A 14,715-nucleotide genomic window follows, 5' to 3' on the forward strand; every position below is an offset into this window, starting at 1 on the left:
TCTTATATTGTGCTGTTGCTTTCGTTTCTGTTTCTCGAGCAATTTCTGCTTGCAAATCAGCCTTATTCGTTGCTTGACCATTTAAAGCTGTTCGAGCACCTTCTAACGCTGTCTTCGCTGTATTAGCTTCTTCTTGAGATGCTGCTCCATCTGCCATTACATCTTTTGCTTTTGTTAAAGCTCGGTCATACGCTTCCTTCTTATCTTGGTCTGCATTCTTATATTGTGCTGTTGCTTTCGTTTCTGTTTCTCGAGCAATTTCTGCTTGCAACGCTGCTTTGTCTGCCGTTGGCGTTGTTGGTACTGGTATTGTTACTGCATTACTCATGTCTGATGTAGATCTTTCTACATTAATATCTCCACCATAAGTAGCTGGTATACGTTCTCTGTCTCTAGCTATATTTTTAGTAGTTATTTGATCTCCAGCTTGTAATGCTTCATCCGGTGTCCAACTAGCATTTCCGTTTACAGCAGTAATTGTTGCTTTTTTAATGTTGTTTAAATAAAATTCAACAACAGAATCACTAGAATTTCTCGCTGTTGATTTAACTACAGCTCGTTTACCTGCAGCATTTTCCAAATTTTCCACCGTTACAGTTGGTTTATTAGGTTTAACATTTACCTTAAGAGTCTGATCAACATAAACTTCCCCAGTTTTAGAATCCGTAAAGCGTAAACGAAAATCATAAGTACCTACCTCCGCATTACTTCCTCTAGTTGCAAATGTACGAAGTATAAATTCTCCTTCCCTTCTTTGCCCAGTATAATCTAGATAAGCACCAGTAGTAGTAGCACTGCTGTATTGCGGTATATAACCTTGACCTCTTCTGAACTTTAATATATAACGTGCATCTGGGGCTCTTCCCGCCTCTGTTTCCATACTTCCATCTAAAAGATAAAAGGTAACGTCTCCCGCTGGCGCAGTTCTAAACCCACTACCTACAGGAAGCGTAGTCCCCGCTAAGCTATGGTTATGCCCTGCGATATTCGTACCATTTGGTTCTGTGTTTTCAGCTTTTTTTCCTACTGTTTCTTTACCACCTGTTGTGTCAGGTTTAGGAGTGTTATTTTCTTCTAGTTTAGGTACACGTTTTAAACTAGAGTTTTTATATCCAACTAACGCATTGTAAGCAGAATCAATTTCTTTTTGACTTTTTGCATTAACAAGTGTATCTTTTGCTTTCGAAAGTCTTACGTTTAATTCTTTCACAGATTCTTCTGTATATTTTTCTAATTCTAATCCTTCTACTTCTTTTATTAACGCTTCTAATTTAGTTGTATCAAAAGTAACTTTAGGTTCTTCTATTTTCTCTTTTTCAAGAGTTGTTGTTGGTTTTGGTCGTTCTGGTGTTTCAACTTTTTTAGGCGCAATACCTTCAGTCGCTTTTGGCTGAACGGTTGATAGAGCATTATCATCTGGTTTTACTAGTTCTTCTGTATTCTTAGGATTTTCACTTGCTTCATTAGTTTGAGCCATAACTCCTTGACTCATGAACATTGTAGCTAACAATACTGAAGCTAACCCTGTTGAAAATTTTCTCAACGAAAAACGTTGCACACTATTCCATTGTTTTCTCATAAAATTCACCTGTTTCCTTTAGATTGTATTTTATTTCATCTTCATTATACTCTCCCGCATTGTAAATTCAAGAAAAAAAAAAAAAACGGTTACATTTCGAAAAATTCAACATTTTTTCATATTTTCAGGCATAAAAATATCAGGTTATTTAAAATAATATATAAAAAAATACCGACTCCATTTGAAGTCGATACACTCATCCTTCCATTTTTGAATGAAAAAGCACTTCTCGCCGTAGCATAGGCATGAGCTTCGCTAAAGCGAAGCTGCTGCCGTCCTTTGCTACTCAAGAGAAGTCCAGTTTTACTCAAATTGCGCGCGGTATAAACCATCATAAAATCCTTGTTTTGCCAGCAACTCTTCATGAGTCCCTTGCTCAATCACATTCCCCTTCTGCATCACTAAAATCTTATCCGCATTACGAATCGTTGATAAACGATGCGCAATCACAAACGAAGTTTTATGTTCCATAATATGATCCATCGCTTTTTGAATTTGCATTTCCGTTCTCGTATCCACATTCGATGTCGCTTCATCTAAAATAAAAACAGAAGGTGAAGCTAAAATCGCTCGAGCAATCGTTAATAATTGTTTTTGCCCTCCAGAAATATTATCCGTTTCTTCCGTAATGTACGTATCATATCCATCCGGTAATTTACGAATAAAATCATCTGCAAATGCTTGTTTTGCCGCCTGAACGACTTCTTCATCCGTTGCATCTGGACGACTATAACGAATATTTTCTCGAATCGTTCCTTTAAATAACCAAGTATCTTGCAATACCATTCCTACTTTTGAACGAAGAGAATCGACTTTATAATCTTGAATATTATGTCCATCGATTTCAATCGCTCCACTTGTAGTATCATAGAAGCGCATTAATAAATTAATCACAGTTGTTTTACCTGCACCTGTTGGTCCTACAATCGCTACTGTTTCTCCTGCTTTAACATCAATATTCAAATCTTCCATTAACGTTACTTCTGGAGTATAGCCAAATGAAACATGCTTAAATTGAACATCTCCAACGATAGCTGGAAGTTCTTCTTTATCGCCTTCTTCTTCCATTTCTTCTGCATCTAATAATTCAAAAATTCGCTCAGCTGCTGCTAACATAGATTGTGTTAGTCCAATCATATTGGCTGCATCTCCCATTGGTTGGCTAATATTTCTCATATATTGTAAAATCGCTTGTATTCCACCAATCGCAATCATTCCTTGTGAAGCAAATAATCCACCGACAATTGCCACAAATACATAAACAATATTATTAATTAGACGAGAAATTGGGAACATCATTCCTGCAAAAAATTGCGCTTTCCAAGCATGTTCATATAACTCATCATTTAACGCTTGAAATTCTGCTTGCGAACGTTCTTCATAATTGAACGCTTTTACAATCTCATGTCCGCCATAATATTCTTCAATATAACCATTTAAACGTCCTGTAGTTTCTTGACGATTTGCAAATGCTGTAGAAGACTTCTTCCCAATTAATCCAATAATAAATAGAGAAAGAGGAATTCCTAAAAATCCAATAATCGCCAATGGAATATTAACCGTAAACATCATAATGATAATCCCAAAGAACGTCAGAACAGTTGTAAAAATCTGATTCGATACTTGTGAGAAAGAATCATCAATGGTTTGAATATCATTTGTTGCACGACTTAATAAGTCCCCTCTTGATTGCTCATCAAAATATCGAACTGGTAAACGTGTAAATTTTTCATCAATTTCTTTTTGTAATCGATAAATAATATCACTAGCAACACGAGACATAAAATATTTTCCTAAAAAGTTTAATCCAGCTGCTAAAAGATATAAAACCGCTAAAGTCTTCGCAATCGCAAAAACTCCTTCTAAATCAACTGAAGTATAATTAGAGGCAATATAACTTTCACTAATTAACGTCGTTGCATCCCCTAAAATTTTAGGTAATTGTACATCTAAAATGACTGAAACAAGGGATACTACTAGTACAATCGTAACAATCACACGATCAGGCTTTAAATAACTTAATAATCGTTTTAAGACAGTTTTATTCATCAGTATCCTCCATTTCTTCTAAACTTGATTGAGAATTCATAATTTCTTGATAAATTTGGTTACTTTCTTTCAATTCAGCATGAGTTCCAATTCCAACAACATTTCCTTCATGTAATACAATAATTTTAGTTGCATCTGTTACGGATGAAATTCTTTGTGCAACGACAAAAATAATCGATTGTTGATTAATTTCTGCTAAATTCGCACGAAGTTTTGCTTCTGTTTTCGCATCTAATGCAGAGAAGCTATCATCATAAACATAAATAGAAGCCTGTTTTACTAATGCACGAGCAATTGACAATCTTTGTTTTTGTCCTCCAGAGAAATTATCTCCTTTTTGCTCTACGTGTGCATCTAAACCTTCTTCTAAACTAGAAACAAATTCCCACGCTTCTGCTTGTTTTAATGCTTGAATCATTTCTTCATCTGTTGCATGTTCATTTCCGAATCTTAAGTTATCTCGAATACTTCCTTCAAATAACATACGATTTTGAGGGACGAATGCGATTTGCTCACGTAGTTCTTTTTCTGTAAATTCTTTAATATTTACACCATTCATTAACAACTCTCCAGTAGTTGTATCTAAGAATCGCATTAATAAATTCACTAGAGTAGATTTACCTGCACCAGTCGAACCGATAATCGCAATTTTTTCGCCAACTTTTGCCGTGAAGTCGACATGGTTTAGCATTGCTTTTTCTGCTCCTTCATATTTAAAAGAAACATCTTTAAATTCTACTGTCTCAATTTTTTCTAAGCCATAATCTTCAGTAACAAATGTTTGAATATTTTCTTGCTCTAATACTTCATTGACCCTTTTTGCAGCTACAAGCCCTTGAGGAATCATAATGAAAATAAAAGATAGCAATAATAACGCTACTAATACAAGAACAGAATATTGAATAACTGCCATTAAAGCTCCCACTTCTAATTGAGATGCTTGAATTAAATGAGCTCCTACAAGAACAACTGCTAAATTCGCAAAATTTATCGTAATCATCATTAATGGCATAATTAAACTAAATTTAATATACATACCGAAGATTAATTCACGATACTTTTCATTCACTTGATTAAAACGTTCTACTTCATACTCGCTCTTATTAAAAGCTCGAATCACACGGATACCCGTTAATGAATCACGAATAATTTGTGTTAATGTATCCGTCATTTGACGCATAATGGTAAAGTCTTTTGAGACTGCTTTGACTAATAGTGCGCCTACAATTCCTAAAAATGGAATGGATCCTAATAATACTAATGACAATGTAAAATTCATACGAACAGCAAGAATAATAGACCCAATCAACATTAATGGAGCCATTAATACCATACTCATTGAGAACCCTAATGTTTGAGCTAAACTTTGAATATCTCTTGTTGTACGATTAATATAAGAAGATGTTCCAAACTTTTGGAAATCTTGTGTTGAGAAATGTTGAATTTTTGTAAACATACTCAAACGTAAATCTTTTGATAATCCAGCAGAGAATTTCCCGATAAAACGAACGACTAAAATTGATAACACTAAATCTAAAGTCGAAGTTAGTAACATCAATCCTCCTTGTTGTAAAATTACTACTTGGTTTTGTTTTAAAATCCCATTACTTACTAATGAAGCTAAAATCGTTGGAGATAATAAACTCGAACCCACTTGTAGAATCGTTAAAACCACAATTCCTGCCAATAATGCTCGGTATCTACGAACATGATTCATGATTTGTTTCATTTAGTTTCTTCCTTTCTATATGAGAGTGTTTCGATTGGAATACTTTCAATCGTATTAATCATTTTGTGGATAACTTGAAAAGCATGTTCCAATTCTTCTTTTTCTTGAGTTTCTAATATTTTTTGAACCAATTCATTATTCTTTTGAGTAATAATTTTCCCAACTTCTTTTCCATAATCTGTCAAAGTTACTAGTGTTATTCGTTTATCTTTTGGATCATTCATACGAACGATATACCCATGTTTTTCTAATGAATTGACGAATTGGATGGCTGTTGAAGATTTAATTTCATAAAAGCAGCTAATGTCTTTAATGGTTAGTGTTTTTCCAAATTCTGATTCGTAATAATATAAGAGAACTAAGACATTGTTTTCCCGTATTGTGAGATTAGGGGCAATACTTCTGAAAACATTTAGATGTTCAATTCTTAAAAATAATTTGAGAATATCGTCAAAAATTTGTTTGGTTGTCATGCAATCTCTCCTTTCTCTGTTACTTTATTAAAAGTTTAGCAGAGAAAAGGTAGGTAGTCAACCTATGTATGTCGCTCGGGAAATACTTTTTGTAGTTGCAAAGTCGGCAGCAGACCTGCGGTCTCATGCCTAAAATTCGAGCCTTGGTCTCGAATTTTCCTTATAAAATCAGTCATCGAAGTATGGCTAATTTTATTTCTGCTACTTCGAAAAGTATTTCCCTCACTGTTTCGTAATGTTTAACGTGTCACTGTAGTATTTGGACGCCATGATCTTTGGTCTTTTACCTTTGCTACGGTGAAAAATTTCTTTCCTCATTGATATACAATTTTTACGTGTATTTAAGATAACAACGAAGTAGTAAGGTCGGCAGCAGACCTGTCGGTCTCATTCCTAAAATTCGAGCCTAAGGTCTCAAATTTTCCCTATAACATCATCCATCATGGCTGGCTACTTCCGAATAGTATTTCCCTCACTGTTTCGTACCGATTTGCATTTATCTAAACAAAAAAGACAAGAACTGTTGTCCTTGTCCTTTTCTTCTTTATTTTCTTTTTACGAGTTGCTATATGGACGGTTATAATCCCATAATATAGCTAACAAGCCTACTAGAGCTACTAACATTGTGGCAACTCCTGGTTTTCCAACCATTTGATGTCCTTTAATTAACATAATTAAGAAGACAATGATTAAGACTACTCGTATCCATATTCTAACTTTTGGATTCATCACATATGCTCCCATCTAATTTCACTTGGATTCATGATGACTGTTTCATAGTTTCCATTGCCATCATAAACTTCAGTTTCTTGTGCTTCATTTGTATTATTGACAATTGCATACAAGCCTTTTTCAGGATATGCATGTACTTCAACAGATAAATTAGAAGAATACCATTTTTTGAATTCTTGTTCTTTAGCAGCTGCATAATATAATGCACGAAGTAATAATCTTGTATTTTCTGGGCTATAAGGTAAACCTGCAAGATATACTCCACGACCTTTTCCATAAGGGTTAGCTGCTAAATGAATTTCACCAAATTCTTTTCCTTCAGCATTTGCTGGCATTACAATACCTTCTACTTCTTGAGAAACTTTTGGATTGCTGAATTCTAATACTTCTGTATTTTCAGTCAATCCATAGACGTTCTTCATTCCTTCTCCGAAATCGATTTTGCGTACATCTTTAATATCTTCTGTAATGAAGTGAGTGTCTAATTCTTTTGTAAAATATTTATCAGTAGATAAGCTATATCCCATTTCGCGTTCTACCCCTAGAACATCTGCTAATTGGAAATATCTACCTTGATGGTGAACAGCTGTCGGTTCTCCTACTCCAACAAATCCTCCACCGTTATATACAAATTCACGAATTTTAGTTAGTAGTTCTGGATTTTTCCAAACATCCCCACCACTGAATGCAGTTCCGGCATCACCAGCATTAATAATTACATCTACGTCTTTTAAGATATCTGTTGTTAAAATATCTTCAAAGCTAATGAATTGAACATCAACACTGGCACCACTTAATGCTTCCATAATTCCTAAATACGAATAAATTTGTTTATATGGTAATTCATGTGCCACCATATGAGATTGCCAAGTACGTAATTTACCCCAAGCATTTAGAATAGCAACTTTTAAACCAACATATGGTTTTGTATGTTTTACAACATCGTAAATCTCTCTAAATTCATCCGTTACTTGTTCAATATAGTCAACAAATTTAGGGAATTGGTATGCTAAACTTAAGTAGCCTCCATATCCAATACGGTCAACTGGATTTCTCATAATTGCACGTCTTGCTGATAACCAGTTTTTATTCGCTTCAATGGTTGGATCATTTCCTTCTCTAAATACATCTGGGAAGAAGTATGGTAAGAATCTTCCTTCAGTGTATTTCACATGAGGAATATCAGAAATCATACGTAAAGTTGCTCCGCCCCCTACGGAACCAACTACTGCGTCTAAACCAATTTCTTTGAAATATTTTCCATAAGGCTCTGTTCCAATCCAGTTATCCCCTAAAAACATCATTGCTTCTTTTCCTGCATCATGTGCAAGATCTACTAATTTTTTCGCTTCTGTTGCAACAAATTTTTGGATAAAGTCGATATAGTCTAAGTAAGCTTTACTTGGTGTTCTGAATGTAGAATTATAATACCCTTCATCCACAATATCTTCCGCTCTTAAGCGATAGCCTTTTTCTTTTGCAAAAGCTTCTAAAGCCGCTACAGAAACGCTAGCTCCATATCCAAACCAATCTACAAATTTTTCTTTTCCTAATTGATTGAAAATCAATGTGAAGTGATAGAAGAAAGTTGTAAAACGTACAACATCTGTATCTGGATTTTCTTTTAGCCAATTTTTTAAATAAGTTTGCATATATTCATTAGAAGCCGGTTGACGGACATCAAATGGAATATCGTGTGGAACGTTTCCCCAATTATTTGTAATATGATTATACATTTGAGTTGGATCCCAAATAGCATATACTAAAAATGATACCGTATATTCATGAAAAGCTTCTGCTCCATGAACTGTAACAATATTTCTTTCTTTATCTAATACCCAATTTTCAACACTAACCACTTTCCCCGTTGTACGGTCGATGACTTCCCAATATAATTTTTCATCATGAACGTAATCTGGTTGAACTTGATCTGTAAAATATCCATCCATAAATGGAATTTCTAATTCACTTGAAGTTGCTAGATGGAATTTAGACATCACATAAATTTGTTGGCATTCTTCCATATGCTTTTCAGCAAATTCATTATGATTTCTTGCAACAAAATAAGTTGTATAAATTTTTGCATCTAATTGTTTTGTTGCTTCATCTAATTTAGTACCATCACTATCTCGAATGGCATCTGCTCCCCAACGTTCAATCAATTCTTTTGTTTCTTTCAAAAAATTAGCTTGACTTGGTAATGTTAAACGTCCCTTCGTTTTGCTCATGGTGTTTCTCCTCTCCTACTCTTTAGAACCACCTAAGGTCATTCCTTGTGTTAATTTATTTTGAACAAGAATATATAGAATCAATGTTGGTAACATTACTAATACCATCCCTGCGTACATTTGACCATATTGCGCTGCACCACGTTGTGCTTGTAATAAGTTTTTCAACCCTACTGGCAATGTTTGATTTTTACCAGGCATTAATGTTAATGCAATAATATATTCATTCCAAAATGATAAGAAGTTAAATAAAATTACTGTAATAATACTTGGTCTAGCCATTGGAGTCATAACTTTGAACATTGTTGTAAAATATCCTGCACCATCAATAGCTGCTGCTTCTTCAAATGTTGTCGGTAAAGTTTTGAAGAAGTTTGATAATAAGTAAATTGTAAATGGTAATGATGTAGCAGCATAAACTACTGCAAGTACAAAAATATTATTTAAGAAGAAGCCATTTGCGATTCCAAATGATTTTAATCCTTTATCCCAATCTAGTAGCATTAAAAAGATTGGAACAACAATATAGTTTACGTTAATGAATAATCCACCTTTTAGAAGTGTATTAATGAGTTTGCTTCCAGGGAATTTAAATCTTGCTAATACATAAGCAGCTGGAATCGCAACAGCTACTAAAATGATTAATGCTAATGCTGTTACAATAACAGAATTTAACATATAATCTCCCATTTTTGCACTTGTCCAAGCATCAATAAAGTTTTGGAAATAAAATCCTTTAGGTGCTGTCCATGGGCTACCATAAAACTCACTATTTTGCTTAATTGATGCGACAAATACCCAACCAACAGGCACAATAATGGAAATGGCTAATGTAATTAACGCTACATAAATAAATGCTTTATATAAGCGTTCAAATGAACGAGTTTGCATTTTCATAATATGCCTCCTAATATTCTAGAATGTCACGTTTTGTAATGTGACTCACGATACCTGATAATCCAAATGAGAAGATAAATACAACTACCCCAATTGCCATACCATAACCAAAGGAAGAGTTTGTATAAGCTTGAGTAAACATGTAGCTTAAGAATACTTCTGTTGAACCATCTGGACCACCATTTGTTAAAATTTGTACTAATAAGAAACTTAAGTTAATCGTACTAATAATGAAGAATGTTAATGTTGTACGAATACTATTCCAAATTAACGGCAATGTTACATTGAAGAATTTACCAATTTTTCCTGCACCGTCTAGATCAGCTGCTTCATATAAGCTAGATGGAATATTTGCCATCCCAGCCATATACATTACCATATAATACCCAATTGCTTGCCAAATTAAGGCAAAGGCTAAAGAATAAATGACAACTCCTTGGTCTCCCAACCATAAACGTTCCAATGCTTTTGGTAAAATGGCATTTAATAAACCACCATTTGGATCATAAATCGCTGCAAATAAACCAGCAATAACTACGATTGATAAAATATTTGGAATATAGAAAATAATTCTAAAGAAGTTATTTCCTCGAATTTTTTCAGTTGTTAAAATTGATGCGAATAACACTGCTAAAACAACTGTTACAATCGTTACAATAACAATTAATAAAATCGTATTTTGAATTGTTCTTGAAAAATTCTCATCTTTCCATAAAGTTACAAAATTATCAAACCCTACAAATTGTTTGTTCTTTGAAAATCCACCCCAACGATACATGGACATTCTGAACACTTCAATCGTTGGATAAATTAAGAAAGTAAGAAATAATATAATGGCAGGTAATATACATGCTAGGATAAATCCAGCACGCTCTTTTTTCCGACGATTATTCATCTTCATGCTCCTATCTTTTATTTAAGTATAAAATAAAGCTGGGAATGGCTACCTCCTGAAAGAAAACTCTTGGAACTCTGAAACTACTTAAAACTGAGTTTATCTTTCCGGAAGAGCCCCTTTTCCCAGCTCCTTTTCTATCCATTCAAACTAGTTGAAGAATTATTTTTCTACAGCCGCACCTAATTTTTGGCTTACTTCTTCAACTGATTTTTGCCAATCTGCTACAGATTTTTGACCAGATGCTACAGAGTCGATTTGACCGTATAATGTTTCTTTCATGTTCACACCTTCAACTGGTTTTGTAGCAATAAAGTTACCATTGATAACTCCATCTACTTCATCTACAACTTTGTATAAGCTTTGTAATTCAGCAGGTAATTTGCTTGTTACACCTTGAATTGGTTGAGCAGCATTGTGTTTAGCAAAGATTGCTGCTGCTTTATCAGAATATAAGAATGATAAGAATTCTTTAGCTTCTTTTTTGTTAGTTGCTGCTTCTGGAACCCAGATGTGTTCGAAGAATGAGTAAACGAAACGTTTGCCACCTTTTTCGATTGCTGGAGCAGCATTCATAGCCCATTTGAATCCATCAGCACGAGGAGCATCTTTCATTTCTCCAACTACCCATGTACCATTTGGCATGAATAAAGCTTTGTTATCTAATAATAATTGTTGGTTCTTAGTAAAGCTTTGTGGGTTAGCATTTGCTACTGTTGAAGGTTCAACATTTTTCACTAATTCGCCTAATGCATTAAACGCTTTAGTTGCTCCTTCAGAAGCAAAAATTCCTTTTTCATAGCTCATTGCTTTGTTGAATAAGTCAACGCCACCAGCATTTGCTAATAATGCAGGGAAGAAGCTATCTAAGTATCCAGTTGTTGGATAAGTAAATAATGAGATTCCTTCTGCTTTTGCTTTTTCTGCTAATTCTTTCATAGCTGGCATATCTTTTGGAACTTCCCAGCCTTTTTGTTCGAATAAGCCTTGGTTATAGAATAAACCAGTTGGAGCATAGAACATTGGTGCTAAGTAGTGTTTTCCATCACGATATGGGTCAGTAACTGTAGAACCTAAAACTCCATTTAATAATTTCTCAGAAACTTTTTTATCTTCTCCGTATACTTTCATATCGAATAAGTCAGAGATATCTGCTAAAGCTTTTTCTTTAATTAATGTTTCTGGTAAAGCTTTTTTACGTCCTAATGCTAACATTACAACATCTGGGAAATCTCCCGCTTTCATTTTTGGTGAAAGTTCATCTTCTAGTTCTTTACTAGATTGTAATTCAACTTTAACATTTGGATTTGCTTCTTCATAAGCTTTGATTAACTCAGGCCACATTTCTTTACCATAACCTGATTCAAGAGCTGCTAATTTAAGAGTTTTCTTTTCTCCTGATTTAGTTTCTGCAGGTTTGTCAGTAGTTGTTGTTTTATTATTACAAGCTACTAATCCAACAGTCGCTAATAACGCTGCACTTGATAACATTAATTTCTTTTTCATAAATATTCCTCCTGTTTTCTCGAAAATTCTTCATTTTCGAAAGGTTATTCTTTTTTTACCTCGAAATCATAATACTATGGATAAAACGTTTACACAACTATTTTATTGCTATGTTTTATAAAAATATTGTCTTATCTAAAATGAAAACAGGAAAGAATCTGATTATCTTATAAATCGAATTCTTTCCTGTAAATGGTTTATATTTTTTCTATATACTTTTTAATCAATTAGTAAAATTCTTATTTTTAGAATGGTTACCACTCTTTCGGACTCCATAATTGTCCATCCAATTGCGCTTTATAATGATCCACTCGCTGTTGTTGTTCCAACAATAATTGTTTACAAGCTTCTAAAAAAGCACGTTCTTTATAATCTTGACATTCTTCTTGCCAAGTAGCAATTTCCTCTTCCATCCATTTAGAATCCATCTGCTTCATTCCCCATTTCTGAAAGCATCATTACTAATTCTTCTCTTTCTTGTTTCAACTCTACAATCCACTCTCTTACTTGTTGCGTATAAGTATTTTCATAGTTCGTCATTCTCTCCAACATCCATTTTTCTTTTTCACCAAAATGATGCGAACCATTTTCTAAATAGTACAGATAATCCACTAGTAACTGCTGCTTTTGAGTTTCAGGTAAATATTGAAATTGATAAATGACAAATGGAGTTTGATATTCCCATCCTAATTGATTGGCAAGTGCTTGATAAGGTCTCAGTAACTCTTCGATGCCAAATCCTACTGAACCACCCGCTGTATATCGCTCTTTCTTCGCACCTACTATAACTACAATTCCCAGTTCTTTCTCCTTATTTTTTTGAGATAAATTCAGGGTTAGCACTTCATCCATCCATTGCTTCATCACACTTGGGCATTGATACCAATAAAATGGAAATTGCAAAATAATTCTGTCTGCTTCTTGAAGACAAGCTCGTTCTATTCTCTTATCAAAATGATTATTGTCTTGCTCTGCTAAAATCGATTCTAAATGACGAATTTGAATCTGTTCTTCTCCTTTAATGGCCGCTAGTAAAAATTGCTGGGAAGAGGATTGAGCTACTTCAGGATGACTCATAATAATTAGTGTTTTAGTCATTAAATTTACCCTTTCTTATATTGATTTAGTAAAGCTTGACTATTTTCTACAAAGTAAGAAATCGCATATTGTAACGCTGCATCATCTACTAGAAAAGATGGATGATGCCATTCATAGGGACAACCTGTTCCGATAAAGGCAAAACATCCTGGAACATATTCCATATAATTCGCAAAATCTTCTGCTCCCAATGTTAATTCAGGAGTCACAACTGTAGCAAATTGTTCTGTTGTTTCTTTTACAATGTTAGTCACTTCTTCATCATTATCTACTACTGGAGGTGTCATAATCCATTCCATATGTGCTTCTTGTCCGTAAACAGCAGCCATTTGATGTACCATATGATCCATTAAACTGCGAATTTTATCTTGATCTTTTTTATAAAAAGTACGAATTGTTCCTTCAAAGAAAACACGCTCTGGAATGACATTCCAAGTATTTCCACCTTCAATATGAGAAATACTTAATACAGCAGGTGACAACGGGGAAACATGACGACTTACAATTGCTTGTAAATTCGTAATAATTTGACATGCAGTAACAATCGGATCATTCCCATTATGTGGAGCTGCCGCATGCGTTCCTACACCTTTTAATTCCACAGAAAATTGTCCCACAGCTGCCATTAGCGGCCCAGATTTAATGCCAATTGTTCCAACAGGCAATTCAGGCTTATTATGGAAACCAATAATGGCATCGACTCCCTCTAATACACCTTCAGCAATTAAAGCACGCGCACCTCGATTCATTTCTTCTGCTGGTTGGAAAATAAAACGAATTTTTCCATTTAAGCTTTCTTCTTTTTCTTTTAAAATTTTCGCAGCCATTAATAAACTAGCTGTATGAAAATCATGCCCACAAGCATGCATCACTCCATCATGCTCTGAACGATAGTCTAAATCCGTTTGTTCTTGAATCGGTAATGCATCCATATCTGCACGAAGCGCAATAACGAAACCTTCTTTTGTACCAATCTCAGCAACAACACCTGTTGGTGTTTTTAAAGGACGATAAGAAATCCCCCATTCTGTTAATTTTTCTTGAATATATGCAGTTGTTTTAAATTCTTGTTCGGATAATTCTGGATAACGGTGTAAAGTACGTCTGATTTTCACCGCTTCTTGAATCCATTCTTCTTTCATAACAATCACCTCTTGAAAATCACTTGATTTTATTTTACTACAAACAAAGTAAAAAAACATTAGGAAACGCTTAACTATCCTCATGCTTTAAATACTACAGGAATAGAAATGGATTTTATCTAATGTAATGGTGGACGCAAGTAGCCCCTACGGGTCTCTTGGTTACTTCAGAAAAATCCATTTCTATTCCCTTCCTCGTTATTCTAAACGTTCTCTCATCTTCCACCGCCAAGAAAAGAATAGACTTCTTACCGTAACACGAGATTCGCTTTAGCGAAGCTGCCGTCCATTGCTACAGTATAAGAAGTCTAATTCTAAACGCACTCTCATAATTATAAATGCTACTATAAGAATGCACACTTTCGGGAATTTAAAAATGTACAAAAT

At 34.3% G+C, this 14,715-nt stretch carries 12 protein-coding genes; all 12 read right to left on the bottom strand.

Annotation, left to right across the window (positions count from 1 at the left end; translation table 11 throughout):
• Positions 1 to 1,579, bottom strand: a 1,579-nt coding sequence (locus RWL86_RS07355) for a YSIRK-type signal peptide-containing protein (RefSeq protein ID WP_314078424.1), incomplete at its 3' end; no start/stop codon positions are given.
• Between the two features lie 303 nt (positions 1,580 to 1,882).
• Positions 1,883 to 3,628 (bottom strand): ABC transporter ATP-binding protein, encoded by a 1,746-nt coding sequence (locus RWL86_RS07360; RefSeq protein WP_314078427.1) that lies wholly within the window; start codon positions 3,626 to 3,628, stop codon positions 1,883 to 1,885.
• Positions 3,621 to 5,357 carry an ABC transporter ATP-binding protein gene (locus RWL86_RS07365; RefSeq protein ID WP_314078429.1) on the bottom strand — a complete coding sequence of 579 codons (1,737 nt, stop codon included), beginning with the start codon at positions 5,355 to 5,357 and terminating at the stop codon, positions 3,621 to 3,623. The genes RWL86_RS07360 and RWL86_RS07365 overlap by 8 nt, the downstream gene beginning before the upstream one ends.
• Positions 5,354 to 5,830, bottom strand: coding sequence for a MarR family winged helix-turn-helix transcriptional regulator (locus RWL86_RS07370; RefSeq protein ID WP_314078431.1), 477 nt, complete (start codon positions 5,828 to 5,830; stop codon positions 5,354 to 5,356). Before RWL86_RS07370 ends, RWL86_RS07365 begins: the two co-directional genes overlap by 4 nt.
• A gap of 555 nt (positions 5,831 to 6,385) precedes the next feature.
• Positions 6,386 to 6,559: a DUF6903 family protein gene (locus RWL86_RS07375; RefSeq protein WP_006703780.1), complete on the bottom strand. Its 174-nt coding sequence runs from the start codon at positions 6,557 to 6,559 to the stop codon at positions 6,386 to 6,388.
• The gene (gene gnpA / locus RWL86_RS07380) at positions 6,559 to 8,790 is read right to left on the bottom strand and encodes a 1,3-beta-galactosyl-N-acetylhexosamine phosphorylase (protein ID WP_314078434.1); all 2,232 of its coding nucleotides are present in this window, start codon (positions 8,788 to 8,790) and stop codon (positions 6,559 to 6,561) included. The genes RWL86_RS07375 and gnpA overlap by 1 nt, the downstream gene beginning before the upstream one ends.
• Positions 8,791 to 8,805: 15 nt before the next feature.
• Positions 8,806 to 9,687 carry a carbohydrate ABC transporter permease gene (locus RWL86_RS07385; protein ID WP_006703782.1) on the bottom strand — a complete coding sequence of 294 codons (882 nt, stop codon included), beginning with the start codon at positions 9,685 to 9,687 and terminating at the stop codon, positions 8,806 to 8,808.
• 10 nt (positions 9,688 to 9,697) lie between these two features.
• Complete coding sequence (locus RWL86_RS07390; RefSeq protein ID WP_020991217.1) at positions 9,698 to 10,582, bottom strand: carbohydrate ABC transporter permease; 885 nt, start codon at positions 10,580 to 10,582, stop codon at positions 9,698 to 9,700.
• Positions 10,583 to 10,744: 162 nt separating this feature from the next.
• Positions 10,745 to 12,088 carry a carbohydrate ABC transporter substrate-binding protein gene (locus RWL86_RS07395; protein ID WP_314078437.1) on the bottom strand — a complete coding sequence of 448 codons (1,344 nt, stop codon included), beginning with the start codon at positions 12,086 to 12,088 and terminating at the stop codon, positions 10,745 to 10,747.
• A 254-nt stretch (positions 12,089 to 12,342) separates the two neighbouring features.
• Entirely contained in the window at positions 12,343 to 12,516 is a 174-nt protein-coding gene (locus RWL86_RS07400; protein ID WP_314078440.1) for a hypothetical protein, read from the bottom strand.
• On the bottom strand, positions 12,506 to 13,186 hold the full coding sequence (locus RWL86_RS07405) for an NAD(P)H-dependent oxidoreductase (RefSeq protein WP_314078442.1): 681 nt from the start codon (positions 13,184 to 13,186) through the stop codon (positions 12,506 to 12,508). The genes RWL86_RS07400 and RWL86_RS07405 overlap by 11 nt, the downstream gene beginning before the upstream one ends.
• Before the next feature lie 5 nt (positions 13,187 to 13,191).
• A complete protein-coding gene (locus tag RWL86_RS07410) occupies positions 13,192 to 14,328 on the bottom strand; it encodes an amidohydrolase (RefSeq protein WP_314078443.1) in 1,137 nt (378 codons plus the stop codon).
• Positions 14,329 to 14,715 lie beyond the last annotated feature (387 nt).

Source organism: uncultured Granulicatella sp., from assembly GCF_963515095.1.
Lineage (GTDB): Bacteria > Bacillota > Bacilli > Lactobacillales > Aerococcaceae > Granulicatella.